Origin of the sequence: Pseudomonas sp. Irchel s3b2, assembly GCF_900187445.1 — a bacterium.
Classification (GTDB): domain Bacteria; phylum Pseudomonadota; class Gammaproteobacteria; order Pseudomonadales; family Pseudomonadaceae; genus Aquipseudomonas.
In genome coordinates this window covers 350,755-375,322 of record NZ_FYEB01000003.1, presented here as the reverse complement: position 1 = coordinate 375,322, position 24,568 = coordinate 350,755, and the positions used below count along the sequence as shown (strand labels likewise).

The window sequence follows — 24,568 nt, the reverse complement described above, 5'->3', positions numbered from 1 at the left end:
TTTGATGACTGCGAAGTTGGAAAAAGTTCTGATCGCCAACCGCGGTGAGATCGCCCTGCGGATTCTGCGCGCTTGCAAAGAGATGGGCATCAAGACTGTCGCCGTTTACTCCAAGGCCGACAAAGAGCTGATGCACCTGGGCCTGGCAGATGAATCCGTCTGCATCGGTCCGGCCTCGGCCGCGCACTCTTACCTGCACATTCCGGCCATCATCGCCGCCGCCGAAGTGACCGGCGCGACCGCCATTCACCCAGGCTACGGTTTCCTTGCGGAAAACGCCGATTTCGCCGAACAGGTGGAAAAATCCGGGTTTGCCTTCATTGGCCCGAAAGCCGAGACCATTCGCCTGATGGGCGACAAGGTATCGGCCAAGCACGCCATGATCGCCGCAGGCGTTCCAACCGTTCCGGGTTCCGACGGCCCACTGCCTGAAGACGAAGAAACCGCGCTGCGTATCGGTCGCGAAGTTGGTTATCCGGTGATCATCAAAGCCGCTGGCGGTGGTGGTGGTCGCGGCATGCGCGTCGTGCACAAGGAAGAAGACCTGATTTCCTCGGCGAAACTGACCCGCTCCGAAGCGGGCGCAGCGTTCGGCAACCCGATGGTCTATCTGGAAAAATTCCTGACCAACCCACGTCACGTGGAAGTTCAGGTACTTTCCGACGGCCAGGGCCACGCGATCCATCTGGGCGACCGCGATTGCTCGCTGCAACGTCGTCACCAGAAGGTTCTCGAAGAAGCGCCGGCACCGGGCATCGACGAGAACGCGCGCGAGGAAGTCCTCGCACGCTGCGTCAGGGCTTGCATCGACATCGGCTACCGTGGCGCCGGCACCTTCGAGTTCCTGTACGAGAACGGCCACTTCTACTTCATCGAGATGAACACTCGTGTCCAGGTAGAGCACCCGGTTTCGGAAATGGTCACCGGCATCGACATCGTCAAGGAGATGCTCAGCATCGCCGCTGGCAACAAACTGTCGTACACCCAGAATGACGTGGTCATCCGCGGTCACGCGCTGGAATGCCGGATCAACGCCGAAGACCCGAAAACGTTCATGCCGAGCCCAGGCACCGTCAAGCATTTCCACGCGCCAGGCGGCAACGGCGTTCGCGTCGATTCGCACCTGTACAGTGGTTATGCCGTTCCGCCGAACTACGATTCGTTGATCGGCAAGCTGATCACCTACGGCGCAACCCGTGACGAAGCCATGGCGCGCATGCGCAATGCGCTGGACGAAATCGTAGTCGACGGGATCAAGACCAACATCCCGCTGCACCGCGATCTGGTCCGTGATGAAGGCTTCTGCAAAGGCGGTGTGAACATTCACTACCTCGAGCACAAGCTGGCTGGCGAAAAGCACTAAAGCTTTAGCCTGATCAACAAGGCCGCCTTCGGGCGGCTTTGTTGTATCTGGAGATTGAATGCTTCACCCTTGTGGCGAGGGAGCTTGCTCCCGCTCGGTTGCGCAGCAACCGCAAGACCATTCAACAGGGTTGTGCCAGACAGATCCGTATCTGCCATTTTGGGACCGCTTCGCGCTCCAGCGGGAGCAAGCTCCCTCGCCACAGATATTGGATGACTCCCGATGCGCGGCTACACGGTCGTCTTCTGCCTCGCGCTCGCGTAAACTTGCGCGCTTCTCGCAGCCCGCTAGGCTGCAATCTATATTTTTCAAAGGTGCCCGCCATGCCTTGGCTGCAAGTCCGTCTCGCCATCAGCCCAGAACAAGCCGAAACCTACGAAGACGCTTTTCTTGAAGTGGGCGCCGTGTCGGTGACCTTCATGGACGCCGAAGATCAGCCGATTTTCGAGCCGGAACTCAATACCACCCCGCTGTGGTCGCACACGCACCTGCTGGCCTTGTTCGAAGGCGGCACCGAAGCTGCCAGCGTACTGGCCCACCTCGAGTTGCTGACCGGCAGCCCGCTGCCCGAGCATCACAGCGAAGTCATCGAAGACCAGGACTGGGAACGCAGCTGGATGGACGGTTTCCAGCCGATGCGTTTCGGTCAGCGCCTGTGGATCGTCCCGAGCTGGCACGCCGCGCCTGAGCCTGACGCAGTGAACTTGCTGCTGGACCCGGGCCTGGCGTTTGGCACCGGCACTCACCCGACCACCGCGCTGTGCCTGGAATGGCTCGACGGTCAAGACCTGAAAGATTGCCACGTGCTCGACTTCGGCTGCGGCTCGGGGATTCTGGCGATTGCCGCCCTGTTGCTGGGCGCCAAGGAAGCCGTCGGCACCGACATCGACGTGCAGGCGCTGGAAGCTTCTCGCGACAATGCCGGGCGCAATAACATTGCTGACGAACGCTTCCCGCTGTATCTGCCGCAAGACCTGCCACAGGTTCAGGCCGACGTGCTGGTGGCCAACATTCTTGCCGGCCCGCTGGTTTCGCTGGCGCCGCAACTGTCCAGCCTGGTCAAGCCGGGCGGTCGTTTGGCGCTGTCGGGCATCCTCGCCGAACAAGGTGAAGAGGTCGCCGCCGCCTACGCCCAGGACTTCGATCTGGACCCGATTGCCAATCGCGACGGCTGGGTACGCATTACTGGCCGTCGGCGCTAGAATGAGCGCCTGCATAAACCGGATGGCCGCATGACCGATAGCTTCGTCACCCAGTGCCCGCATTGCCAAACCAGCTTCCGCGTCAGCCATGCTCAGTTGAGCGCGGCCCGTGGAGTGGTTCGTTGCGGCTCGTGCTTGCAGGTGTTCAACGCCGCCAAGCAGTTACTCGAGCAGCGGGCCGGCAAGGAGACGGTCAAACCGGTTGCACCGGCGCCCGTCGAACCGACCGTGCAGCGAGCCATCAGCCAAAAGCAATGGACCGCTGCAGAAATGGATCTGGACAGCCTGGATCTGGACGAAGAGCTCGCCCGGCTTGAACAGCGGGAAATCCAGCCAACAATGGAATTCACTCGGCCCCGCGAAGACAGCCTTAGCGCCCGCCGCGATACCACCGAGCACGACGAAGCCCCTTGGTCCGACAGCCTCTTCAGTGAATCGGCCGCCGATCGCGCACAAACCGTCGACGCGCCTGTACCAGAACCGACGATCGAACCGAGCAAACACTCGCGCACCGAGCCTTCGCTATCCCTGGAGCCCGTGGAGCCGGACGACGAACCGCAGATACAACAGCTGCGCCTGCACGACCCGCTCGACGCCCCGATTCCATTCGCAGGCCTGTCGGCGACTCCCGATGAGATCGACGATGACCTGCCCTCTGTCGAGCCTTTGCGCAAGCGCCGCGAACGCAACGAACCCTCCATGCGCGCGCAAGCGCTGGAGGACCTGAGCGATGACCCGTTGCAACTGGATTGGCAAAAACGTCGCTCCCCTTGGGGCCGGCGCTTTTTCTGGCTGCTGCTGATCCTGCTCGGCGCCGCCGGTCTCGCCGGTCAATACGTCGCCTACCACTTCGACGAACTGGCACGCCAGGACCAGTACCGTCCGTGGTTTCAGCAACTGTGCCCGCACATCGGCTGCACCGTGCCGTCCAAAGTCGACATCGCGAAAGTCAAAAGCAGCAACCTGGTGGTCCGCAGCCACCCGGACTTCAACGGTGCCCTGGTGGTCGATGCCATCATCTACAACCGTGCGCCCTTCTCCCAGCCCTTCCCGCTGCTGGAGTTGCGCTTTGCCGACCTCAACGGCCACCTGATCGCCAGCCGTCGCTTCAAGCCTGGCGAGTACCTCAACGGCGACCTCGAAGGCCTGGCGGAAATGCCACCACAAACGCCGATCCACATCGCGCTGGACATTCTCGATCCAGGCTCCAAAGCGGTGAACTACAGCCTGAGCTTTCATTCCCCCGAGTGAAACGCTCAAGCGTTACGGGCTTGACGGCAGTTTTCTGACTTTGACGGTTCAACCAAACCGCTGGCGATAACAGAATAACTGTTCAGATTTTGTTCAATTCAGCCTTTATCCAGTCATCGAGAGCGGGTATCATGCCAACCCTTTTTCGAACTCTCATGATCCGGCCCCACAACAGGGAAGTCCTATGTCGGCGGTACGCATCGGTCCATATACATTGCACAACGGCTTGATTCTCGCCCCCATGGCGGGCGTCACCGATCAGCCCTTTCGTCAGCTGTGCAAGCGACTGGGCGCGGGCCTTGTAGTCTCGGAAATGGTCACCAGCGACATGAGCTTGTGGAACACCCGCAAATCGCGGATGCGCATGATCCACGAAGGTGATCCCGAGCCCCGCTCGGTGCAGATCGCCGGTGGGGATGCGCAGATGCTGGCGGATGCAGCCCGGGCCAACGTTGAACTGGGCGCACAGATTATTGACATCAACATGGGCTGTCCGGCGAAGAAGGTCTGCAACAAGGCCGCCGGTTCCGCCCTGTTGAAGGATGAAGCATTGGTGACCGAGATCCTGCAGGCCGTGGTGGCCGCAGTCGATGTGCCGGTCACCCTGAAGATCCGCACCGGCTGGGACCGGGCGAACAAGAACGGTCTGACCGTGGCGAAGATCGCCGAACAGGCTGGCATTACGGCATTGGCGGTACATGGCCGCACCCGTGCCGATTTGTACACAGGAGTTGCCGAATACGACACCATTGCCGCGATCAAGCAGGCGGTGTCGATTCCGGTCTTCGCCAATGGCGATATCGATTCGCCCGAGAAAGCCCGGTACGTGCTCGACGCGACCGGTGCCGATGGCCTGTTGGTGGGTCGGGCTGCCCAGGGGCAGCCATGGATTTTTCGTGAGATCGATCATTATCTGCGTACCGGTGAAAAGCTCCCGGCACCGGAACTGATCGAGGTGGAACGTATTCTGCTTGAGCATCTGGCCGCGCTGCATGCCTTCTATGGCGACGTCATGGGCGTGCGCATAGCTCGCAAGCATGTGGGCTGGTATCTCGCAACCTTGCCGGGCGCCAGGGAGTTCCGCGCCCACTTCAATCGTTTGGAAGATACGGAAGCACAATGCGCCTACGTTCGGGCCTTCTTCGCCGAACGCTACAAGAGCCTGACAGGGGACGGAGAAGGGGTGGCTGCATGACGATGATGACCGAGACTTTAGTGAGTGGAACAACACCCGTGAGCGACAACGTGAATTTGAAACAGCACCTCAATACGCCGAGCGAAGAAGGTCAGACCCTTCGCGGGAATGTCGAGAAGGCGCTGCACAATTATTTCGCCCACCTTGAGGGCGCTGCCGTCACGGATGTGTACAACCTGGTGCTCTCCGAAGTCGAGGCTCCCCTGCTCGAATGCGTGATGAACTACGTCAAGGGCAACCAGACCAAGGCCAGTGAGCTGCTCGGGCTGAACCGGGGCACCCTGCGCAAGAAACTCAAGCAGTACGATTTGCTGTAAGCATTCAATCAAACCAGAAAGGCGCCCGCGTGAAACCGGTCGCCTTTTTTGCTGACTCCTTAGCTTTTGATGGACATTGAAATGACCGACCAGACTACCCGCCTGCCGATCCGTCGCGCCTTGATCAGCGTTTCCGACAAGACCGGGATCCTTGAATTCGCCAAAGAGCTCGAAGCCCTGGGCGTCGAAATCCTCTCCACCGGCGGGACGTTCAAGCTGCTGCGCGACAACGGTGTTGCCGCAGTGGAAGTCGCGGACTACACCGGTTTCGCAGAAATGATGGACGGTCGGGTGAAAACCCTGCACCCGAAAATCCACGGCGGGATCCTCGGTCGTCGCGGTATCGACGACGCCATCATGAACGAGCACGGCATCAAGCCGATCGATCTGGTTGCGGTCAACCTGTACCCGTTCGAAGCCACCATCAACAAGCCTGGCTGCGACCTGCCGACTGCCATCGAGAACATCGACATCGGCGGCCCGACCATGGTCCGTTCGGCAGCCAAGAACCACAAAGACGTGGCCATCGTGGTGAATGCCAGCGATTACGCCAACGTCCTGGAAAGCCTCAAGGCCGGCGGCCTGACCTACGCTCAGCGTTTCGACCTGATGCTCAAGGCCTTCGAACACACCGCCGCCTATGACGGCATGATCGCCAACTACATGGGCACCGTGAACCAGGCGGCTGAAACCCTCAGCACCGAAGGTCGCAGCGAATTCCCGCGCACCTTCAACAGCCAGTTCATCAAGGCTCAGGAAATGCGCTACGGCGAGAACCCGCACCAGAGCGCGGCGTTCTACGTGGAGGCCAAGCCTGCCGAAGTCGGCATCGCCACCGCGACCCAACTGCAAGGCAAAGAGCTGTCATTCAACAACGTGGCCGACACCGACGCCGCGCTGGAATGCGTGAAGAGCTTCGTCAAGCCGGCCTGCGTGATCGTCAAGCACGCCAACCCGTGCGGCGTGGCCGTGAGCCCGGACGCTGAAGGCGGCATCCGTCAGGCCTACGAACTGGCTTACGCCACCGACACCGAGTCAGCGTTCGGCGGCATCATCGCCTTCAACCGCGAACTGGATGCTGAAACCGCCAAAGCCATCGTCGAGCGTCAGTTCGTCGAAGTGATCATCGCCCCAAGCGTCAGCGAAGAAGCTCGCGCCATCGTTGCAGCCAAAGCCAACGTGCGCCTGCTGGCCTGTGGCGAGTGGTCGGCTGATCGCGTTCCGGCCTGGGACTACAAACGCGTTAACGGCGGTTTGCTGGTGCAAAGCCGTGACATTGGCATGATCGGCAGCGAAGACCTGAAAGTCGTGACCAAGCGCGCGCCGAGCGAGCAGGAAATCAACGACCTGATCTTCGCCTGGAAAGTCGCCAAGTACGTGAAGTCCAACGCTATCGTCTACGCCAAGAACCGTCAGACCATCGGTGTCGGCGCTGGCCAGATGAGTCGCGTGAACTCCGCGCGTATCGCCGCGATCAAGGCTGAACACGCAGGCTTGCAGGTGCAGGGCGCGGTCATGGCATCGGACGCGTTCTTCCCGTTCCGTGACGGCATCGATAACGCGGCCAAGGTCGGTATCACTGCGGTGATCCAGCCAGGTGGCTCGATGCGTGATAACGAAGTGATTGCTGCTGCCGACGAGGCAGGCATCGCCATGGTGTTCACCGGCATGCGCCACTTCCGTCACTGATTTCTTTGTTTGATCGTACCCACGCTCTGCGTGGGCACGCAGCCCGGGACGCTCCGCGTCCCTCGGACGCGGAGCGTCCGTAGAGGCATTCCCACGCAGAGCATGGGAACGATCAGTCCCCACAGAATTAGCGTCATCCGAGGTTTTTTGAAATGAATGTTTTGATCATTGGCAGCGGTGGCCGTGAACACGCCCTGGCCTGGAAAGTGGCTCAGGATCCGCGCGTGCAGAAGGTTTTCGTTGCCCCGGGCAACGCCGGCACCGCCATTGAAGCCAAGTGCGAGAACGTCGCCATCGACGTGCTGGCCCTCGAGCAGCTTGCAGATTTCGCGGAGAAAAACGTTTCCCTGACCATCGTCGGCCCGGAAGTACCGCTGGTCGCCGGTGTTGTCGATCTGTTCCGCTCCCGTGGCCTGGATTGCTTCGGCCCGACTGCGGGTGCTGCGCAACTGGAAGGTTCGAAAGCCTTCACCAAAGACTTCCTGGCGCGCCACAAGATCCCGACCGCCGATTATCAGAACTTCACCGAGATCGAGCCGGCCCTGGCTTATCTGCGTGAAAAAGGCGCACCGATCGTGATCAAGGCCGATGGCCTGGCCGCCGGTAAAGGCGTGATCGTTGCCATGACCCTGGCCGAAGCCGAAGACGCCGTGCGCGACATGCTCGCAGGCAATGCTTTCGGTGATGCCGGTTCGCGCGTAGTGATCGAAGAGTTCCTGGACGGCGAAGAAGCCAGCTTCATCGTCATGGTCGACGGCAAGAACGTGTTGCCGATGGCCACCAGCCAGGATCATAAACGCGTCGGCGACGGCGACACCGGTCCGAACACTGGCGGCATGGGCGCCTACTCCCCGGCCCCGGTCGTCACGGCCGAAGTCCATCAGCGGGTCATGGACCTGGTGATCTGGCCGACCGTGCGAGGCATGGCCGAGGAAGGGAACATTTATACCGGTTTCCTCTATGCCGGCCTGATGATCGACAAGGCTGGTAACCCAAAAGTTATCGAGTTCAACTGCCGTTTCGGCGATCCTGAGACCCAACCGGTGATGCTGCGTTTGCAGTCGAGCCTGGTGCTGCTGGTCGAAGCGGCCCTGGCGCAAGCGCTGGACAAGGTCGAAGCGCAATGGGATCCACGTCCGAGTGTCGGCATTGTATTGGCCGCTGGCGGATACCCGGGTGATTACGCCAAAGGCGTTGCCATCAACGGCCTGGATGCAGCCGCCACACTGGAAGGCAAAGTCTTCCATGCCGGCACTGCACTCAAGGACGGTCAGGTAGTAACCGCCGGTGGTCGGGTGCTGTGTGCCACCGCCATGGGCACCAGCGTTGATGCAGCCCAGCAGCAGGCTTACAAACTGGCGGCTAAAATCGACTGGGAAGGCTGCTTCTATCGCAAGGACATTGGCTACCGCGCCATTGCCCGCGAGCGTGGCGAAAATCAGGAATAAGCCATCCATTCGGCCAGGCAAGGGCTTGCGGCCCTTGCCTGACTATTCCGGCGCCGCGCATAGTTATACTCTGGCATCAACCTACGAAGGGATTTCGCCGTGCGCTGGCTCAGGATTGCCATAGGCTTCACCGTCACTCTGCTGACCTTGCTCTGCATGCTCCCGGCCCAGGCCGCGCAAGGCAGTGGCTGGGCGGTATTGCTTGACGAACAGGGCGATCTGCAGCTGAGCGACATCCGCTCCAGCCGCTACACCAATCAATTCAGCCCTATCGAACTCGACCGCCTCACCGCTGCCGCGCCCGAGGGTGCACTCTGGCTGCGTTTCAGACTCGCACCAGGCAAACACGAGCAGTTGCTGCGAGTGTTCGCACCGGACCTGTCACACCTCAACCTGTATGTGCTCGACGGCGATCAGTTGATCGATCAATCGAATACCGGTACCGGGCAGCCCCAGTCCGAACGCCCCTTGCCCAGCAGCGACTTCATGTTGCCGCTGCCACAAAGCGACAAAACCCTCGACGTCTATTTGCGGTTGGTCTCCGAACACCAGCTACGGCCTTACATCACCTTGCAATCGGCGGTCATGACCGCCGCCACCCAGAACCAGACGCTGATCTACGGCCTGCTTTTTGGCTGCCTCGGGATGCTGATCCTGCATAACCTCACCCGTTATACCTACACCCGCTCGCGCAGCAGCCTCTGGCTGGCGGCGTGCGAAGGGTTGTTGCTGCTCAGTCTGGTGTTGCTGCTGAATATGGCCGGAGCATGGTTGCCGAACTCGCCCGTCGTGCAAACACCCGGTGCCTATCTCGCCTTGCTGATGACCGCGCCTTGCGGCCTGATGTTCGCTTACCGTTTCTTCGCCCCGCTCGGCCCCCACCCGCTGAACAAGCTGCTGCTGGGGGACATCCTGTTCATCATGGTCTGTGGCCTGCTGTTGCTGTTCGTCAACACACTGCCGCTGAACCTGATCACGTATGGGCTGGTTGCCCTGGCCGGCCTGAGCATGTTGTTCGTCAGCGCCCATCACTGGCAAAAAGGTTATCGCCCGGCGCGCCTGTTCGTGGCAGGCATGGTGGTCTTCAACCTCGGCACATTGATTATTTTGCCGGCGCTGCAGGGGCTGACCCTTGTCGCTCCGCAAGGCCTGATCATCATTCTGCTGGTGTTTATCTGTATCAGTGGCCTGTTGATGAGTATTGCCCTGGGCGAGCGACAGCGCAGCATCACCGAAGACCGTTTCAGCATCAGTCGTGACCTGGCCGCCAGCAACGCCGAGATCAACGCCAAGGCCGAATTTCTGGCGAAGATCAGCCACGAAATCCGCACCCCGATGAATGGCGTGCTGGGCATGACCGAACTGCTGCTGGGCACACCGCTGTCGGTCAAGCAACGCGACTATGTGCAGACCATCCATAGCGCTGGCAACGAACTGCTGACACTGATCAACGAAATTCTCGACATCTCCAAACTCGAGTCCGGGCAGATCGAACTGGACGACGTGCAATTCGACCTCAACGCCCTGATCGAAGACTGCCTGAGCATCTTCCGCGCCAAGGCCGAACAGCAGAACGTCGAGCTGATCAGCTTTATCCAGCCGCAGGTACCCCGCGTCATCAGCGGAGATCCGACGCGCCTGCGCCAGACCCTGCTGAGCCTGCTGGAAAACGCCCTGAAGAAAACCGATGAAGGCGAGATCCTGATCGTCGTCGCTCTGGATGAACGCAGCGCCAAACCGCGGCTACGCATCGCCGTACAGGACAGTGGCCAGCCAATGGAGGCGGAAGAACGCGACGCGCTGATGCATGCCGAACTGCACAGCAAGCACTTCCTCTCGGCCACCAGCCTGGGGGGCAATCTTGGGCTGGTCATCGCCCGTCAGCTGATCCGTTTGATGCAAGGCGAGTTCGGCATCAAGAGCGGCGCCAACCAGGGCAGCACATTGTGGCTGACCCTGCCATTGGACCCGGACCGTCTGGAACATCCGACCTCGGACCTGGACGGTCCGCTGCAAGGCGCACGCGTACTGGTCGTGGACGACAATGACACCTGTCGCAAAGTGCTGGTGCAGCAGTGCAGCGCCTGGGGCCTGAATGTCAGCGCCGTGCCGTCCGGCAAGGAGGCCTTGGCACTGCTGCGCACCAAAGCCCACTTGCGCGATTACTTCGACGTGGTCCTGCTGGACCAGAACATGCCCGGCATGACCGGCATGCAACTGGCCGCCAAGATCAAGGAAGACCCGAGCCTGAACCATGACATTCTGCTGATCATGCTCACCGGCATCAGCAACGCTCCGAGCAAGATCATCGCGCGCAACTGCGGGATCAAACGCATTCTTGCCAAACCGGTGGCCGGCTACACACTCAAGACCACGCTGGCGGACGAGCTGAACCAGCGCAACAAAGGCTTGCCTGTCTCACAACACCTGCCCACCGGTCCGACCCTACCGGTCAAGGTGCCCAGCGATTTCCGTATCCTGGTGGCCGAAGACAACAGCATCTCGACCAAGGTCATACGCGGCATGCTGGGCAAGCTCAACTTGCAACCGGACACCGCCAGCAATGGCGAAGAAGCCCTGATGGCGATGAAGGCCCAGCGCTACGATCTGGTGCTGATGGACTGTGAAATGCCGATACTCGACGGTTTCTCCGCCACCCAGCAACTGCGTGCCTGGGAAGTCGGCAACCAGCGGATTCGCACCCCCGTGGTGGCGTTGACCGCACATATCCTTGCCGAGCACAAAGAGCGCGCGCGTCAGGCCGGCATGGACGGGCACATGGCCAAGCCGGTCGAGCTGTCGCAGTTGCGCGACCTGGTCGAGCATTGGGTTGCCCAGCGTGATCAGCAGAACCGGGCAGCGGTTCAGACCTCCTGAGCCGACAACCCCCACAGCGCCTGATAGACTCCCCTTCGACTTCCCTCGCCAGTGAGCTTGTACCATGCTCCACGTGTTGTTCAGCGTTTACCTGAAGATGCTGGTGCTCTACAGCCCGTTCTTCGTGTTGTCCTGCTTCATCAGTCTGACCCGCGGTTATTCGCGCAAGGAACAACGTCGCCTGGCCTGGAAAGTGGCGATTGCCACACTGGTTTCCAGCGTCTTGCTGTACCTGTTCGGGCGGGTGATCTTTGACGTGTTCGGCATTACCGTCGATGCATTCCGTATCGGTGCCGGCAGTGTGCTGTTCATCTCGGCGCTGGGCATGGCCCAGGGCAAGTCAGTGGTGCAGACCGACAATGTGCAGCAAGACGTGACCATCGTCCCGCTGACCATTCCGCTGACAGTCGGCCCCGGTACTATCGGCGCCTTGCTGGTGATGGGCGTGAGCCAGCCGCACTGGGACGACAAACTTACGGCCATTCTCAGTATAGCGCTGGCGAGTTTCACAGTCGGGGTGGTGTTATATCTGTCAAACCGTATCGAGCGGATTCTGGGTGATCAGGGATTGCAGATTGTCAGTCGGTTGATGGGGCTGTTCGTGTGCGCGTTGGCCGCGCAGATTATTTTCACCGGGGTCAAAGGGTATCTGGTGCCCTGAGTCACCTGCTTGCCTGCTCCAAACGATCCAGGGGAGGTAAAAGACGACCCCATATGAGGTCGTCATCCTTACAGCTAATCAATGCGCCCGGAGTGGGATTGCCGTTGCGAACCCAGCCACTGCACAATGTTCTCTGCATTCTCCTCATAACTCTTGATGTTCAATCGAGCATTAATAAAACCAGTTTTCATATGCCCTTGCACTCGGGCCGGATCGAAAACATGATCAATGAGGTTCGGCCCCACATCCTCAACGGTCTTGAAAAGCACCGTAGCTATTGTAAGAAGCCCTTCTTCGTCAACGATGCCTAATTGCATCTTGATATGAGCTTGCTCTTTCATCACCGCATGATCACGGAAAATTCCGGCAAGTGGTGTACTTTCCGGCAACGCAGAAAGCTTCTTGGAAGCGATATCCAGGCAATCATTCTGCGCACCTGAAAGGTGCTTTCCAAAAATGCACAGCAATCTATTTATGAGGTTGAATCGCACGCTGTCAGCAGGTAATGACATTTCTTGCTGTTCGTGCAAACTCCAGCCACAAGATCCCAAAGACTCCTTGAAGACATCCTGCCATTCCACAGTCGCCGGGCTTTCGCAAAAATCTTCGTCTGCGCAAAGCTGGGAAAATAGAATCGAATCCTGCACGCTCTGCTTTAAAGGCTCCGACAATGATCGGGACAGCAACAAAATACTGCACGTGCTTATATAAATTGAATATCCCATTCAACTCTCCAACAAGAAACCAGCACTTTCCGCTTCAAAATTTATGCAGTCCTACGACGGCTAAACCTTTGCTTAAGCACTTCCTTCCGATGCGCACCCAGATACTCTTCAATGTCACTTCTGTATTCCTCGTATCGAGCAGGATTAAAAGTGATGAACGACTTCCCTCGAAAAATTTCCAGCGCCGAAGACTGCCAGTTTACAAAGAGAACGCCGCCGTTGTGCGAAGACCCTGTTTGCTTTACTGATGCAGACGAGGCCACTAGAATACCGTTCTCCAATTCTTCGCATGGAATGACCGACAGTCGCGCACCTTCAGGTATTTTTACCTCGCCATTGAAAAGATTTAAGGTTTTCGCATCATCCTTCAAACCACCCACTGTGGTATCAATTACTGCGCCGAGCACTGAGGCAGCCGGCAAACTGGCCTTCACACCGTCCAGTATTCCTTTAACGATATCTTTAATTACATAGTCCATGTCGACGCGCAGAGAACTACTGGAGTACTGAGTGTAACCATCATCGGCGATGAAACATCCAAGATCCCTTAAACATCCAACAAACTCGCTATACCATGGCTGAGTATTCTTGCCGTTGGGAACCTTGTAATTAGCCTCCATAATGGCCATTGTCATCACGTTCTCTATAATCGCCATATTGTTGAGTGACATACCCTTGCCATAACCCACCAGCGCATCGCCCAGCATCACCGCATCCAGTTCCTTTGTCGGGTTGTCATCTAGCTGCACGGCAAGCGTACGTGGACGTAGCTCAGCGGGCGCCAGCGCCTTACGCTTGCTAACACGGGCCTTTACCAACTCAACGCTTTGCGCAACGCTTACTAAACTTTCAAAAGTGCTCATACTTAATCCTTTTTTATCCAATTGACCGCTCCTGCGGACTAACACCAACCTAATTCATCACAACCTCATGCAACAACCCCAACCGGTTACTGAATGTGTGCGCGCAAAACAACCTCTAATATACTCAACTAACAATCGGACACACACCCCAAGAACAAACGACTTTTAAACTTCCGGAAAGCCTTGTATTCATGCAACCCAAACAACGCGACCCCGTACAAACACAAAGCAAACCCGACTTAACGCTGACGAGACTTTATATATGAACGAGCTACTCTCCGGACTGGTAACCGGCCCGACCTTGACTTCCTACGTCGAAACAATGTCCTTGCGCGACCACGATGACTTGGCAGACATCCAAAATATTGCAACCAAGTATGCCGACGAGTCGAAATACCGTTATGCCGACTCAGATGACTGGTTTACGGACTACCTACAAGCAATGGACAACTTTGGCTGGATCACGAATGGATATTTTAACGAACTTACACTTAACGACGTAACCATGTCTTTAGCAGACTACGTTGTATGGATGATCAAGGATCCCGTAGAAAAAAACGCCATGATCGATACGTTCGACTCCTTGAAGCTCAACAACCCAGCACTCCTATCACTGGGTGAAGAGTCCGGGGAAGGTCAAAGCTTACAAGTTATCCCCGCCAAATATGATTCACGAGGCAACCTTTCTATAATGATCATTCAAGTGCAGTTGTTTTCCGAAACAAAAAATGGCAATTTTTTATTCTGGAACTGGGAAAATCGATCAGCAAAAATCGTTCGCCGGACTGCACATCTCGTATTAGATCGAGAAAAACTCGAACATTGGAGACCGCGGCTCAACGAGCTGATCAATAAGTTCCGTATGTCGCGATTTGCCTTGAGGAAAAGGAACTCAGTCATTGAGTCCCTTTGAAATTCCAGCGTCAACACTCATGCGACAGGTTTCTCGCCATACCGTCGCGGCGTAAGCCCCCACTTGCCGCCTTCGGCAGTTGAAACAGATGACGCTTCAATCGTCGAAAAAATCGAAGTTAAAGGGCAGGCAGCCAAAGGGTGACTTTAATGACAAGCGGCCCCGACAGGGCCGCTGTGGCTCAGGAGGCAGGCTTGGTGCCATACCAGCGCGGTGTGTAGACCCATTCACCACCTTCGGCGCGGGGGAACACGCAGGTGGTGGACGAGCCGATCAGCACCATGGTGCGCATGTCCACTTGCTCCGGTGTGAGCGCACCGAGTGTGGTGACCCGCAGCGTCTGGCCGGGCCGACCGATATCACGGCCCAGAACCACCGGGGTTTCAGGCGTACGGTGCTGTGCGACGATTTCCAGAGCTCGGCCCAACTGCCACGGCCGAGAACGGGATATCGGGTTATAGAAAGCCAGCGCCAGATCGGCTTCGGCGGCCAGGTCCAGGCGCTTCTCAATGATCGACCACGGCTTGAGGTTGTCCGACAGTGACATCACGCAGAAGTCATGCCCCAAGGGAGCACCGGCCTGAGCGGCCGTCGCCAGCGAAGCAGAAACACCCGGCAGAATCTCCAGATCAACGCTGTGCCAGGCCGGGTCACTCGACTCGTGCAACGCTTCGAGCACCGCGGCGGCCATGGCGAACACGCCGGGGTCACCGGATGAGACCACAATCACCGAACGCCCTTGGGCCGCCAATTCGAAGGCGTGACGGGCACGCTGCATCTCCTCGCGGTTGTCGGTGCAATGCAGCACTTGATCCGGCCGAAACGGGCCGGCCATGCGTACATAAGTTTCGTAACCGAGCACATCGGTGGCTCTGGCCAGTTCGGCCTTCACCGCAGGCACCATCAATTCAGCAGCACCCGGACCCAGACCGATCACGGCCAGTCGACCACGAGGGCGGCCGATCTGTGCGATGTCAAACGGTTGTTCAGCGATTGCCAGCGCCAGGTTCGCATCGATCGGGATAATCGTGGCGCCGGGAACGGCCCCGCGAGCCAACTCGCTGACATCGCTGGCAGCCGATGCAAAACGTAGCGGCACACCCAACTCAAGCGCCGCTTCGCGCAACGTCGGGTTGGCCATCTCCGTGACCGGCGCCAGCAGGCACGCCAGCGATTGCCCGGCGACCTGAGCCTGACTCAGCGCCGCGCGAATCGCCTGGGGCAAATCCACCACACTGGCGCCGACCGCCAGCAAGACACTGCGCGGGTAGATCAACAGTTCATTGGCGACCGGCGTCCGTTCGGAGCTGCCGACATGGATCGACAAATGAGCCTGAGGATCTTGCGGCAATTGTGCTTGCGTCAACCACGGCGCAGCGCCTTCGATGCGCACGTGTTCGCCGGCCAGCAAGTCCGAGACGAAGCGCTTGCCCAGCTCCAGATCGCCCAAGGCATAGCCGCTGGGTGGATTGAGCAGGCAGGTGCCGAAACGCAACTCACCGCTGGTGGTGATCGCCGCCGCGACGTCGAGGCCAGCGGCAATCTCCCGTGCCATGACATTCACTCCGCCGAGACCGCCGAGCAGCGGCACCACGGCGCTGCCGTCTTCGGCCACGGCCAGCACCGGTGGCTCGGCACCTTTTTCCAGCAGCAATGGCGCGAGGGTTCGGATCACAATCCCGGCGGCGCACAGCGCGATGATCGGCGTGTCCTGTTGATACAGTTCGCGCAGGGTCGCGCCGAACTCGTGATAAACACGGTCCGCGCCTTCGACCCGTTCGGCCAATCCATGGATCAGTGCGCCCGGGTACACCTGCTGAATCTTGCGGGCGGTCGCGAGGCTGCCATTGCCGAGAATGACAATCGCCGGAGCGGAATGGGCCATCAGCCTTGCCACCTTTCACCGGGAACGATGATCAGCGAGAAATACGGCGAGGACATCGGCTCGACCTGATCCAGCGGCACGATTTTCTGATTGGCCATGGTCGCGCGCTCGACATACAGCGCACGCTCCGCCAGACCGAGTTCTTCGAGCACCAGACGGACCTTGGGAAAGTTGCGCCCCAGTTTCATGATCACCGCCGCATCGGCATCAGCCAGTCGCCGCTTGAGGTCTTCGTGCGGCAGCACGCCCGACAACACCGACAGGCTCTGATTGCGATACACCAGCGGCGCTCCGAGTACCGACGCACCGCCGAGCATCGAGCAGACGCCCGGCACGACTTCGGCTTCATAGCGTTCGGCCAGACGATCGTGCAGGTACATGTAAGAGCCGTAGAAGAACGGATCGCCTTCGCAGATCACCGCCACGTCACGGCCAGCGTCCAGATGCGCGGCGAGTTGTTCGCCAGCGGCATCGTAGAAATCGCTGATCACTTGTTCGTATGACAACGGCGCCGGCAGTGCTTCGGTGGTCACCGGGTAAACCAGCGGCAGCAGGGTTTGTGCGTCCTGCAGATGCGCTTCGATGATGCCGAAGGCGTTGCCCTTCTTGCCCTTGGCCACGAAGTACGCCACCACCGGCGATTCGCGCAACAGGCGCAAGGCTTTGACGGTAATCAGTTCTGGATCACCGGGGCCGACGCCCAGGCCAATCAAACGTCCAGGTTGCTGCATCATTCGATCTCCGTGGCGAGGGCGTTGACGGCGGCGGCGGCCATGGCACTACCGCCCAACCGGCCTTGCATGATGACGAAAGGCACGCCACGGCTGTCCGCCGCGAGCATCGCCTTGGATTCGGCGGCGCCGACGAAACCCACCGGAAAGCCGAGGATCAGCGCCGGTTTCGGCGCGCCGGCGTCGAGCATTTCCAGCAAATAAAACAGCGCGGTCGGCGCATTGCCGATCACCACCACACTGCCTTCCAGGTGCGGGCGCCACAGCTCCAGCGCGGCGGCGGAACGGGTGTTGCCCAACTCGCGGGCAAGCTCCGGGACGCTGTCATCGCGCAGTGTGCAGATCACTTGGTTATTGGCCGGCAAACGCGCGCGGGTCACGCCTTCGCTGACCATCCGCGCGTCGCACAGAATCGGCGCACCAGCCGCCAGCGCATCGCGCCCGGCCTTGCCGGCGCCTTCGGAAAATTGCAGCCCGTCGATGGCCTCGACCATGCCGCAGGCGTGGATCACCCGCACCGCGAGTTTCTCCAGATCGGCCGGAATGCGCGCGAGGTTGGCCTCGGCACGAATGATCGCGAAGGAGTTGCGATAGATCTCCTGACCGTCGCGGATGTAATCAAGCATCAAGGGGGCTCCGTGAGCGGGCGTCGAGCAAGGTCGCGACCGCTTCAATAGTAAGATTGCGTGCGTGCAGCGCGCCGAAACCCGGCTGCGCTGCGTCGCGAAAATAGAGGTCGTAGTGACCGGGTGAGACTGCCAGCAAAGTCACTGGCGTGATGTGCGCCGCCGCGCAGGAACGCGCGCAGCCAGACAGATGCACATTCAGGATTTGGCCGTGACGTTGCAGCAACGCCGCCAGTTGTAGCGCATCGCCCTTTGTGTCGGACTGGCCTTTGCCGCAACCCGCCGAACCGGTGCAGGCGATCAGATGCGCCAAGGCGTCGTCTGCTGAACAGCGCAGGCGCAAATTTTCCAGGCTGTGGATAACTTCAGCGGCATCGCGTTCGTGGATAGCGGGCAACAGCAGGCTTTGCCAAGGTGTGAAACGCAGGCTGCCGTCACCTCGTTCGCGGGCCAGTTGTGCCGCGCCCCGAAGCATGGCGGGATCGAGTCGGCCCAGAGGCGGTGTCGCGCCGACATAGACACGGCCGGATTCACGCTGAGGATGAGCGCCAATGTGCAGAACACGAGAGTGCAGAACGCTCGAGTTCGTATCACGCGACCCGCTCACGATGGACAGTAGCGGCACACGTTCGGCCACTTGAGCGACAAACCCGGCAACCGGGTATTCGGCCAGCAGATGACGCATGCGCGTCTGGTCGGGACGTGCCAGATCGAGGAATAACTCAAGCACCGCGATCACCAACGAATGCCCGTCCTCCAGTCGCACCGCACCCGACGGAGTCTGAGTCGGGCAACCCGCCAGACCGAAGGCCAGCACACACTCGCCCTCTTGCTCAACGGCGCTCAACCACAGGTCGTGAGGATGTTCGAGCATCGCCAGGATTTCGCCGCCATCGAGTTGCACGGCAAATTTGGCGCTCAACTGGTGAAAACGCTCATGGCTTTGCAGGGTGGTGAGGATCTGTTCGGCCAGCGGGCGCGTATCGAGCAACATCTGCCGGTCGATCCCGGCGCTCGGGCTGAGCATCAGATTGCGCACATCGTCGCCCGCCGCGGTACGCGGGCCCAATCCTGCGGCGAGCAGGCTGTCGATCAAGGCCGTCTGCTCACTGCCAATCCCGCGAATCTGCAGATTGGCGCGGTTGGTTGCTTCGATCACGCCCCCGGCAAACCGCTCGGCCGCACTGGCCACCGCTTCAGCCTGGGCGGCGCTGATTGAGCCACCGTTCAATTTGATCCGACAGATGCCGCCATCCAGCGCCGGGACAATACGCAGCAACCCCGGGCAGGCCGAGGGGCGTAAGGCGGTGGACATCGGGCGTTCGTTCAAAGGGGCGACCGGCTGTGTGGGAAAGGCGCTTCGCGGGCGAAGGCGCGGTATTATGCCTGCTTTGTCCGACGGCATGAAAAGCCTGCCCGTCGGAACAGTCCGTTTGAGGACTTTTTTTGAGGACGGCAGATGTCACCCTGGCTGACAGTAGTAGGTATCGGTGAAGACGGCTTCAAGGGCCTGGGCAAGAATGCCCGTCGCGCCCTGCTGGGCGCCTCGCGGATCTTCGGCGGCCAGCGGCAACTGGATTTGTTGCCCGTGTGCATTCGCGGCGAGCGGCAATTGTGGCCAAGTCCGTTTTCCCTTGAACCATTGCTGGCACTGCGTGGCGAGCCGGTTTGTGTGCTGGCCAGCGGCGACCCTATGTTCTTTGGTGTCGGTGCCAGCCTTGCGCGGCAAGTGCCCGCCGAGCAGATGCTAATTCTGCCGGCGCCCTCTTCTTGCTCCCTCGCGGCAGCGCGAATGGTCTGGCCGTTGCAGGACGTGGTGACGCTTTCAGTAGTCGCCCGCCCCCTCGCCGCGCTCAACGCTCATTTGGTCAGTGGTGTGCGCTTGCTGGTGTTGAGCAACGACGGCCAGAGCCCGTCGGCCATCGCAGCGTTGCTGCGTGAGCGCGGTTTCGGGCCGAGTCGCCTCACCGTGCTGGAACATCTGGGCGGCGAAGCCGAACGACGTATCGAGGGTGTCGCCAATGACTGGAGCGAGCCGCTGATCGCCGACCTGAACCTGATCGCCATCGAATGCATCGCTGAACCGAACACGCCGCGCCTGTCACGCCTCGCCGGGTTGCCAGACTCTGCCTTCAAGCACGACGGCCAACTGACCAAGCGCGATGTGCGCGCCATCACCCTTGCACGCCTCGCCCCGGTTCCCGGCGAACTGCTGTGGGACGTCGGCGCCGGCAGCGGTTCGATCGGCATTGAATGGATGCGCGCTCACCCGAGCTGCCGGGCGCTGGCCATCGAAGCGGATGAAGGACGGCAGTTATTGATTGAACACAACCGCGATGCCTTGGGCGTCCCCGGTCTGCAATTGATTCGCGGCAGCGCGCCGCAAGCCTTGGATGGGCTAGAACGTCCGGACGCAATTTTCATCGGTGGCGGCGTCACCCGCGAAGGCGTGCTCGATACATGCTGGGCGCAACTCAAACCCGGCGGCAGACTGATCGCCAACGCCGTCACACTGCAAAGCGAAGTGACCCTGATGGCCTGGCGCGAACGGCATGGCGGTGAACTGACCCGAATTCATGTCGCTCAGGCGCAACCGCTGGGCGAGTTCGACACCTGGCGTCAGGCGCTGCCGATTACCTTGCTGGACGTGACGAAACCCCTCGATGCGTGACGAAACCGCCGAACAACCCGCACCGCTGCGCAGCGGCCTGACCACTGGCAGCTGCGCCACCGCCACCAGCCTCGCGGCGGCACGCCTGCTGCTCAGTGGCGTGGAAGCAGACGCCGTCGAGATCATTCTGCCCAAAGGCAAACGAGTGCAGATGCGCCTGGAATTCTGTCGGTTGATGAACGACGGCGCCGAAGCCGGAACGATCAAGGACGCCGGCGACGACCCGGACGTGACCCACGGCGCCCTGCTCTTTTCCCAGGTGCGCCTGCACAGCGAGCCGGGCATTCGCTTCAGCGCCGGCCGTGGCGTGGGCACCGTCACCCGACCCGGGCTGGTGCTGAACGTCGGCGAGCCGGCAATCAACCCGGTGCCGCGCAAAATGATCAGCGAGCACCTGACGCTGCTGGCCGAGGAGCTGGATTACCCGGGCGGCTTCGAGGTCACGGTGAACGTCGAGGACGGCGAAGCCCTGGCGCTGAAAACCATGAACCCGCGACTGGGGATTCTCGGCGGCTTGTCGATCCTCGGCACCAGCGGCATCGTCCGGCCATTCTCCTGCGCGGCCTACATCGCCTCGATCCATCAAGGCATCGACGTCGCCAAAACCAACGGTTACCTGCACATCGCCGCGTGCACCGGCAACGCCAGCGAAGACACCATGCGCCGAGTCTACGACTTGCCGGAAATCGCCCTGATCGAAATGGGCGACTTCGTCGGCGCGGTGCTCAAACATTTGCGCAAAGTGCCTGTGGATAAACTCAGCCTGTGCGGCGGCTTTGGCAAGATCAGCAAACTGGCGGCCGGGCACATGGATTTGCACAGTCGGCATTCAAGCATCGACCTGCCGCAATTGGCCGAATGGGCCGCGGCGGTCGGCGCCGATGAGGCGTTGCAACAGGCGATCCGCGAAGCCAATACCAGTCAGCAGGCGTTGGCGATGGCCAGCGCTGCCGGGATCGCTCTCGGCGACGCGGTGTGTCAGCACGCTCTGGACTTTGCCCGCAGTGTGGTGCCGGCGCAGGTTCAGGTCGAAGTGTTCGCCATCGATCGCCAGGGCGGGATTGTCGGTCATGCAGGAGTTTTTCAATGAAGCGCGTGTTGTTGCTCGGCGGCGTCACTGAAGCATTGGCCATCGCCCGAACCCTGGGACCGGAACACATCTACAGCCTGGCCGGTGTCGGTCGCGTACCGACGGATCTGAACTGCCAGATTCGGGTTGGCGGCTATGGCGGCGCTGAAGGTCTGGCGCAATTCATCCGGGAGGAAGGCATTGACCTGCTGCTGGATGCGACCCATCCCTACGCAGCGCAAATCAGCCAGAACGCCGCTACCGCCGCGAAGTTGAGCGGCATTGCGTGCTGGGCGTTGCGGCGTCCGGCCTGGCAACCACAAGCCGGAGATGACTGGCGAGAAGTCAGCGACTGGGCCGAACTGATCGAAGCCCTCAAACCCTTCCGGCGACCGCTGTTCACCCTCGGCCGCGAACCGCTGCAGCACCTGCACGAAATCCCGCCGGAGCAATTCTGGACGTTGCGTGCGCTGGACGTTTATCCCGGGAATGAGCGTTGCGAAGTGATCGGCGCGCGTGGGCCGTTTCTGATCGAGGGTGAACGCGAGTTGTTCGAGCGTCGGCAGATTGACGTGCTGATCAGCAAGAACAGCGGCAGCACCGCCACCGAACCGAAACTGGAAGTGGCACGGGAGCGTGGAGTGCCGGTGCTGGTGTTGAAGCGGCCGGTGTTGCCGGGGGTTGAGCGGGAGTTTGGGGCGGTGGATGAAGTCCTGCTAGCTTTGTCAGCGTCAGACATTTCCTGAACCTGCCCGACCTTGCGACTTTGCCGACAACTTTCCAGGAGAGGGCCGACTGTTCCCGGCAAGCGCTTCAACTCTATATTCGATTCCCCTGATCCTAGCTAGCAACACCACCCATGCCACCCATGGGTAAGGCCCCCCATTGGGCCGAGAAAAGTGTGGCTTGCCAAGTTGTATCCCAAGGAATACGATCCGACATGATCGACTTCGAACGATCTCGTGCGTTTGCCGATTGGCTCGACTCACTGAGAGACATCATCGGTAAAGCTCGCATTATCGCCAGGCTCCGAGCTGCCGAACACGGTAATTTCGGTGATTGCGAACCCGTAGGCGAGGCTGTTTATGAAATGCGTGTTCATTACGGCCCCGGCTACAGGATGTATTTCACTCGTCGAGGGGCAGTGGTCTATCTGCTGCTGGTGGGCGGTGACAAGTCGACTCAAAAGCGAGATATCAAACGCGCTCTTCAAATGGCGCAAAACATCGGTAATGAGGAGTAAGTCATGGCCGAACAATTCACCCGATTCGACGCCGCCGAATTTCTCAAAACACCAGAAGAAATGGCGGCTTACCTGGACGCCTGCTTTGAAGAAGATGCAGGTGACGGAGTTCTCATACGTGCCGCACTCAACGACATAGCTCGTGCAAAAGGCATGACACAGATTGCCCGTGATGCCGGGCTGGGTCGCGAGAGTCTCTACAAAGCATTGGGCAGCACTGGCAACCCGGAATTCGCGACTATCATGAAAGTGATGAAAGCATTAGGCCTGCGGCTGCATGCCAGCGCTCTCTGATTGCACTGCGACACCACACCGCACGCGGCCTTTTTACTTATCGCCCCTGATCAGGCTAAATAGCCGCGCCTGATTGCCCATTCAACCGGATCTGCCCTCATGTCCCGACAACGGCTCGCATTTGCCTGGATCGCCTGCTTTGCAGTGCTGTTCAACATGCTCGCCATGCCGATGTCCGGAGCGATGGCGCAGACGGCGAAATCGCCTGCAGAGCAATTGTTGTGGGGCAGTTTCTGCTCTTCCAACGGCACCAAGCTGGTGGCGATTTCCCTGGGCGACATTGGGCAGAAAGCTCCGCAGAGCGACGATCATTCCAACATGCAGCATTGCTGGTGTTGCTCGGGTTCTGCGCCGTTAGTGGCGTTGCCGGGGCATGCTCCGCAATTGTATTTCGCGCGTTTCGAGGCCAATCGAAGCCTGCCGTCTGCCACCCTCGACACACCGACACCGCGCCAGCAATGGCCGAGTCTCAACCCCCGCGCGTCCCCTCTGGTTTGATTCCTTCTCGCAATTGACCTGCGTTTTGAATCGTTCTGGAGAACTGCCATGTTGAACAAACTCATCGTTCTGGCTGTATTGCTGCTGCCTGCCTGTTTTGCCAATGCCCACGAATACAACGCTGGCGAGCTTGAGATCGCCCATCCGTGGTCGCAAGAGTTACCGCCCAACGCGCCGACCGTCGCGGCGTATTTCGTGATTCACAACAGCGGCAAAACCGCCGACCGACTGCTGAGCGTCGACTCGCCAATTTCAGGAAAGGCCGAGTTGCACGAGCACGTGAAGCAAAACGATTTGATGAAAATGCAGCAAGTGCCCAGCGTCGAGATTCCGGCGGGCGGCGAAGCCACGTTTGCACCGATGGCGTATCACGTGATGCTGCTGGAGCTCAAAGACCGCAGCCTGTTGAGTGACGGCAAGCGCTTCCCGCTGACAATGCATTTCGAGAAGGCCGGCGATGTGACGGTCGACGTCGCGGTGCAGAAAAAGGCGCCGGACGGCATGCAAGAGCACATGCACGCCCATTAATCGCCCACGTTGAAAACGCCCATGCGTAGGCCGTCCGTGTCCCGCCGTCAGTCATTGAGCCTGACGCGCGGCAGCTGGATCAGCCTGTTCGCCATGCTGATGATTTTTATCGGTCCGCTGATTTCTCAGTCGATGCCGATGGATTCGCGCGCGGCTATGTCTGCGAGCATGTCGATGAACATGGGCACGGACATGTCGACGATGGGGCACGCCGACCACGGCGCGCAACCCGTCGCCGAGCACTGCCCACCCAAAGCCGACCATCACGCACTCTGGGAAAAATGCGGCTATTGCAGCCTGCTGTTCAATTGCCCGGCGCTCACTGGCGGTCAGTCCTTCGTCGCCTTCGACAGCCCACAGACAACCACTTTCAGCACTCCCGCTACCCGCCTGGGCCACGCCCGGCAAACCTTCTTCCCCGGTGCCCGCACCCGCGCTCCGCCCATCGTCGCGTAAACACCCCCACCTCCGATCTCACACGGTTTAGAAGACAGCCGCAGGCTGCCGGCCGTGTCGTTT

General features: G+C 59.9%; 24 protein-coding genes. 18 read left to right on the top strand and 6 right to left on the bottom strand.

Features of this window, described 5'->3' with window-relative positions; genetic code table 11:
* Nucleotides 1–4: 4 nt before the first annotated feature.
* The 9 genes from accC to CKW20_RS11175 all read left to right on the top strand — a co-directional run bounded on the left by accC (nt 5) and on the right by CKW20_RS11175 (nt 12,003).
* Entirely contained in the window at nt 5–1,363 is a 1,359-nt protein-coding gene (gene accC / locus CKW20_RS11215) for an acetyl-CoA carboxylase biotin carboxylase subunit (protein WP_095052956.1), read from the top strand.
* Nucleotides 1,364–1,686: 323 nt separating this feature from the next.
* Nucleotides 1,687–2,565: a 50S ribosomal protein L11 methyltransferase gene (gene prmA, locus CKW20_RS11210; RefSeq protein ID WP_095052955.1), complete on the top strand. Its 879-nt coding sequence runs from the start codon at nt 1,687–1,689 to the stop codon at nt 2,563–2,565.
* A gap of 30 nt (nt 2,566–2,595) precedes the next feature.
* Nucleotides 2,596–3,816: a DUF3426 domain-containing protein gene (locus tag CKW20_RS11205; protein ID WP_095052954.1), complete on the top strand. Its 1,221-nt coding sequence runs from the start codon at nt 2,596–2,598 to the stop codon at nt 3,814–3,816.
* A gap of 184 nt (nt 3,817–4,000) precedes the next feature.
* Nucleotides 4,001–5,011, top strand: a complete 1,011-nt coding sequence (dusB, locus tag CKW20_RS11200; protein ID WP_095052953.1) for a tRNA dihydrouridine synthase DusB — start codon at nt 4,001–4,003, stop codon at nt 5,009–5,011.
* Nucleotides 5,008–5,328 carry a DNA-binding transcriptional regulator Fis gene (gene fis, locus CKW20_RS11195; RefSeq protein ID WP_030128251.1) on the top strand — a complete coding sequence of 107 codons (321 nt, stop codon included), beginning with the start codon at nt 5,008–5,010 and terminating at the stop codon, nt 5,326–5,328. Before dusB ends, fis begins: the two co-directional genes overlap by 4 nt.
* An 81-nt stretch (nt 5,329–5,409) precedes the next feature.
* On the top strand, nt 5,410–7,017 hold the full coding sequence (purH, locus tag CKW20_RS11190) for a bifunctional phosphoribosylaminoimidazolecarboxamide formyltransferase/IMP cyclohydrolase (protein ID WP_095052952.1): 1,608 nt from the start codon (nt 5,410–5,412) through the stop codon (nt 7,015–7,017).
* Nucleotides 7,018–7,169: 152 nt separating this feature from the next.
* A complete protein-coding gene (purD, locus tag CKW20_RS11185; protein WP_095052951.1) occupies nt 7,170–8,465 on the top strand; it encodes a phosphoribosylamine--glycine ligase in 1,296 nt (431 codons plus the stop codon).
* Between the two features lie 99 nt (nt 8,466–8,564).
* The gene (locus CKW20_RS11180) at nt 8,565–11,342 is read left to right on the top strand and encodes a hybrid sensor histidine kinase/response regulator (RefSeq protein ID WP_095052950.1); all 2,778 of its coding nucleotides are present in this window, start codon (nt 8,565–8,567) and stop codon (nt 11,340–11,342) included.
* 64 nt (nt 11,343–11,406) lie between these two features.
* A complete protein-coding gene (locus CKW20_RS11175; RefSeq protein WP_019582263.1) occupies nt 11,407–12,003 on the top strand; it encodes a MarC family protein in 597 nt (198 codons plus the stop codon).
* Between the two features lie 74 nt (nt 12,004–12,077).
* Here CKW20_RS11175 and CKW20_RS11170 read toward each other — a convergent pair whose 3' ends face one another.
* Both CKW20_RS11170 and CKW20_RS11165 read right to left on the bottom strand, forming a co-directional pair.
* Nucleotides 12,078–12,728, bottom strand: a complete 651-nt coding sequence (locus tag CKW20_RS11170; protein WP_095052949.1) for a hypothetical protein — start codon at nt 12,726–12,728, stop codon at nt 12,078–12,080.
* Nucleotides 12,729–12,769: 41 nt separating this feature from the next.
* A complete protein-coding gene (locus CKW20_RS11165; protein WP_256585019.1) occupies nt 12,770–13,612 on the bottom strand; it encodes a hypothetical protein in 843 nt (280 codons plus the stop codon).
* Nucleotides 13,613–13,853: 241 nt separating this feature from the next.
* Here CKW20_RS11165 and CKW20_RS11160 point away from each other — a divergent pair, with 241 nt between their 5' ends.
* Entirely contained in the window at nt 13,854–14,504 is a 651-nt protein-coding gene (locus CKW20_RS11160; RefSeq protein ID WP_095052947.1) for a hypothetical protein, read from the top strand.
* Nucleotides 14,505–14,685: 181 nt separating this feature from the next.
* On the opposite strand, the gene cobJ is transcribed toward CKW20_RS11160, so the two are convergent.
* Genes cobJ through cobG form a run of 4 tightly spaced genes read right to left on the bottom strand, consistent with a single transcriptional unit; the run spans nt 14,686 to nt 19,061 of the window.
* Nucleotides 14,686–16,389 (bottom strand): precorrin-3B C(17)-methyltransferase, encoded by a 1,704-nt coding sequence (cobJ, locus tag CKW20_RS11155; RefSeq protein ID WP_095052946.1) that lies wholly within the window; start codon nt 16,387–16,389, stop codon nt 14,686–14,688.
* Nucleotides 16,389–17,120 (bottom strand): precorrin-2 C(20)-methyltransferase, encoded by a 732-nt coding sequence (locus tag CKW20_RS11150; protein WP_095052945.1) that lies wholly within the window; start codon nt 17,118–17,120, stop codon nt 16,389–16,391. Before CKW20_RS11150 ends, cobJ begins: the two co-directional genes overlap by 1 nt.
* A complete protein-coding gene (locus tag CKW20_RS11145; RefSeq protein WP_008069015.1) occupies nt 17,120–17,746 on the bottom strand; it encodes a precorrin-8X methylmutase in 627 nt (208 codons plus the stop codon). Before CKW20_RS11145 ends, CKW20_RS11150 begins: the two co-directional genes overlap by 1 nt.
* Nucleotides 17,739–19,061, bottom strand: a complete 1,323-nt coding sequence (gene cobG, locus CKW20_RS11140) for a precorrin-3B synthase (RefSeq protein WP_305883067.1) — start codon at nt 19,059–19,061, stop codon at nt 17,739–17,741. Before cobG ends, CKW20_RS11145 begins: the two co-directional genes overlap by 8 nt.
* A 144-nt stretch (nt 19,062–19,205) precedes the next feature.
* Here cobG and cbiE point away from each other — a divergent pair, with 144 nt between their 5' ends.
* From cbiE to CKW20_RS11100, 8 genes are all read left to right on the top strand, one after another.
* Complete coding sequence (gene cbiE, locus CKW20_RS11135; protein ID WP_095052943.1) at nt 19,206–20,417, top strand: precorrin-6y C5,15-methyltransferase (decarboxylating) subunit CbiE; 1,212 nt, start codon at nt 19,206–19,208, stop codon at nt 20,415–20,417.
* Nucleotides 20,410–21,507 (top strand): cobalt-precorrin-5B (C(1))-methyltransferase, encoded by a 1,098-nt coding sequence (locus tag CKW20_RS11130; protein WP_095052942.1) that lies wholly within the window; start codon nt 20,410–20,412, stop codon nt 21,505–21,507. The genes cbiE and CKW20_RS11130 overlap by 8 nt, the downstream gene beginning before the upstream one ends.
* Entirely contained in the window at nt 21,504–22,232 is a 729-nt protein-coding gene (locus tag CKW20_RS11125) for a cobalt-precorrin-6A reductase (protein WP_095052941.1), read from the top strand. The genes CKW20_RS11130 and CKW20_RS11125 overlap by 4 nt, the downstream gene beginning before the upstream one ends.
* 194 nt (nt 22,233–22,426) lie before the next feature.
* Entirely contained in the window at nt 22,427–22,729 is a 303-nt protein-coding gene (locus CKW20_RS11120) for a type II toxin-antitoxin system RelE/ParE family toxin (RefSeq protein WP_095052940.1), read from the top strand.
* A 3-nt stretch (nt 22,730–22,732) separates the two neighbouring features.
* Nucleotides 22,733–23,023, top strand: coding sequence for an addiction module antidote protein (locus CKW20_RS11115; RefSeq protein ID WP_074873403.1), 291 nt, complete (start codon nt 22,733–22,735; stop codon nt 23,021–23,023).
* 99 nt (nt 23,024–23,122) lie between these two features.
* Complete coding sequence (locus CKW20_RS11110) at nt 23,123–23,521, top strand: DUF2946 domain-containing protein (RefSeq protein WP_095052939.1); 399 nt, start codon at nt 23,123–23,125, stop codon at nt 23,519–23,521.
* A gap of 48 nt (nt 23,522–23,569) precedes the next feature.
* Nucleotides 23,570–24,049: a copper chaperone PCu(A)C gene (locus tag CKW20_RS11105; RefSeq protein WP_095052938.1), complete on the top strand. Its 480-nt coding sequence runs from the start codon at nt 23,570–23,572 to the stop codon at nt 24,047–24,049.
* A 21-nt stretch (nt 24,050–24,070) separates the two neighbouring features.
* Nucleotides 24,071–24,505 (top strand): DUF2946 domain-containing protein, encoded by a 435-nt coding sequence (locus CKW20_RS11100; RefSeq protein ID WP_095052937.1) that lies wholly within the window; start codon nt 24,071–24,073, stop codon nt 24,503–24,505.
* Nucleotides 24,506–24,568: the final 63 nt, after the last annotated feature.

Coding starts and splice junctions, on each gene's coding strand:
- accC (WP_095052956.1), top strand. CDS start 5: ATGACTGCGAAGTTGGAAAAAGTTCTGATCGCCAACCGCGGTGAGATC.
- prmA (WP_095052955.1), top strand. CDS start 1,687: ATGCCTTGGCTGCAAGTCCGTCTCGCCATCAGCCCAGAACAAGCCGAA.
- CKW20_RS11205 (WP_095052954.1), top strand. CDS start 2,596: ATGACCGATAGCTTCGTCACCCAGTGCCCGCATTGCCAAACCAGCTTC.
- dusB (WP_095052953.1), top strand. CDS start 4,001: ATGTCGGCGGTACGCATCGGTCCATATACATTGCACAACGGCTTGATT.
- fis (WP_030128251.1), top strand. CDS start 5,008: ATGACGATGATGACCGAGACTTTAGTGAGTGGAACAACACCCGTGAGC.
- purH (WP_095052952.1), top strand. CDS start 5,410: ATGACCGACCAGACTACCCGCCTGCCGATCCGTCGCGCCTTGATCAGC.
- purD (WP_095052951.1), top strand. CDS start 7,170: ATGAATGTTTTGATCATTGGCAGCGGTGGCCGTGAACACGCCCTGGCC.
- CKW20_RS11175 (WP_019582263.1), top strand. CDS start 11,407: ATGCTCCACGTGTTGTTCAGCGTTTACCTGAAGATGCTGGTGCTCTAC.
- CKW20_RS11170 (WP_095052949.1), bottom strand. CDS start 12,728: ATGGGATATTCAATTTATATAAGCACGTGCAGTATTTTGTTGCTGTCC.
- CKW20_RS11160 (WP_095052947.1), top strand. CDS start 13,854: ATGAACGAGCTACTCTCCGGACTGGTAACCGGCCCGACCTTGACTTCC.
- cobJ (WP_095052946.1), bottom strand. CDS start 16,389: ATGGCCCATTCCGCTCCGGCGATTGTCATTCTCGGCAATGGCAGCCTC.
- CKW20_RS11150 (WP_095052945.1), bottom strand. CDS start 17,120: ATGCAGCAACCTGGACGTTTGATTGGCCTGGGCGTCGGCCCCGGTGAT.
- CKW20_RS11145 (WP_008069015.1), bottom strand. CDS start 17,746: ATGCTTGATTACATCCGCGACGGTCAGGAGATCTATCGCAACTCCTTC.
- cobG (WP_305883067.1), bottom strand. CDS start 19,061: ATGTCCACCGCCTTACGCCCCTCGGCCTGCCCGGGGTTGCTGCGTATT.
- cbiE (WP_095052943.1), top strand. CDS start 19,206: ATGTCACCCTGGCTGACAGTAGTAGGTATCGGTGAAGACGGCTTCAAG.
- CKW20_RS11130 (WP_095052942.1), top strand. CDS start 20,410: ATGCGTGACGAAACCGCCGAACAACCCGCACCGCTGCGCAGCGGCCTG.
- CKW20_RS11125 (WP_095052941.1), top strand. CDS start 21,504: ATGAAGCGCGTGTTGTTGCTCGGCGGCGTCACTGAAGCATTGGCCATC.
- CKW20_RS11120 (WP_095052940.1), top strand. CDS start 22,427: ATGATCGACTTCGAACGATCTCGTGCGTTTGCCGATTGGCTCGACTCA.
- CKW20_RS11115 (WP_074873403.1), top strand. CDS start 22,733: ATGGCCGAACAATTCACCCGATTCGACGCCGCCGAATTTCTCAAAACA.
- CKW20_RS11110 (WP_095052939.1), top strand. CDS start 23,123: ATGTCCCGACAACGGCTCGCATTTGCCTGGATCGCCTGCTTTGCAGTG.
- CKW20_RS11105 (WP_095052938.1), top strand. CDS start 23,570: ATGTTGAACAAACTCATCGTTCTGGCTGTATTGCTGCTGCCTGCCTGT.
- CKW20_RS11100 (WP_095052937.1), top strand. CDS start 24,071: ATGCGTAGGCCGTCCGTGTCCCGCCGTCAGTCATTGAGCCTGACGCGC.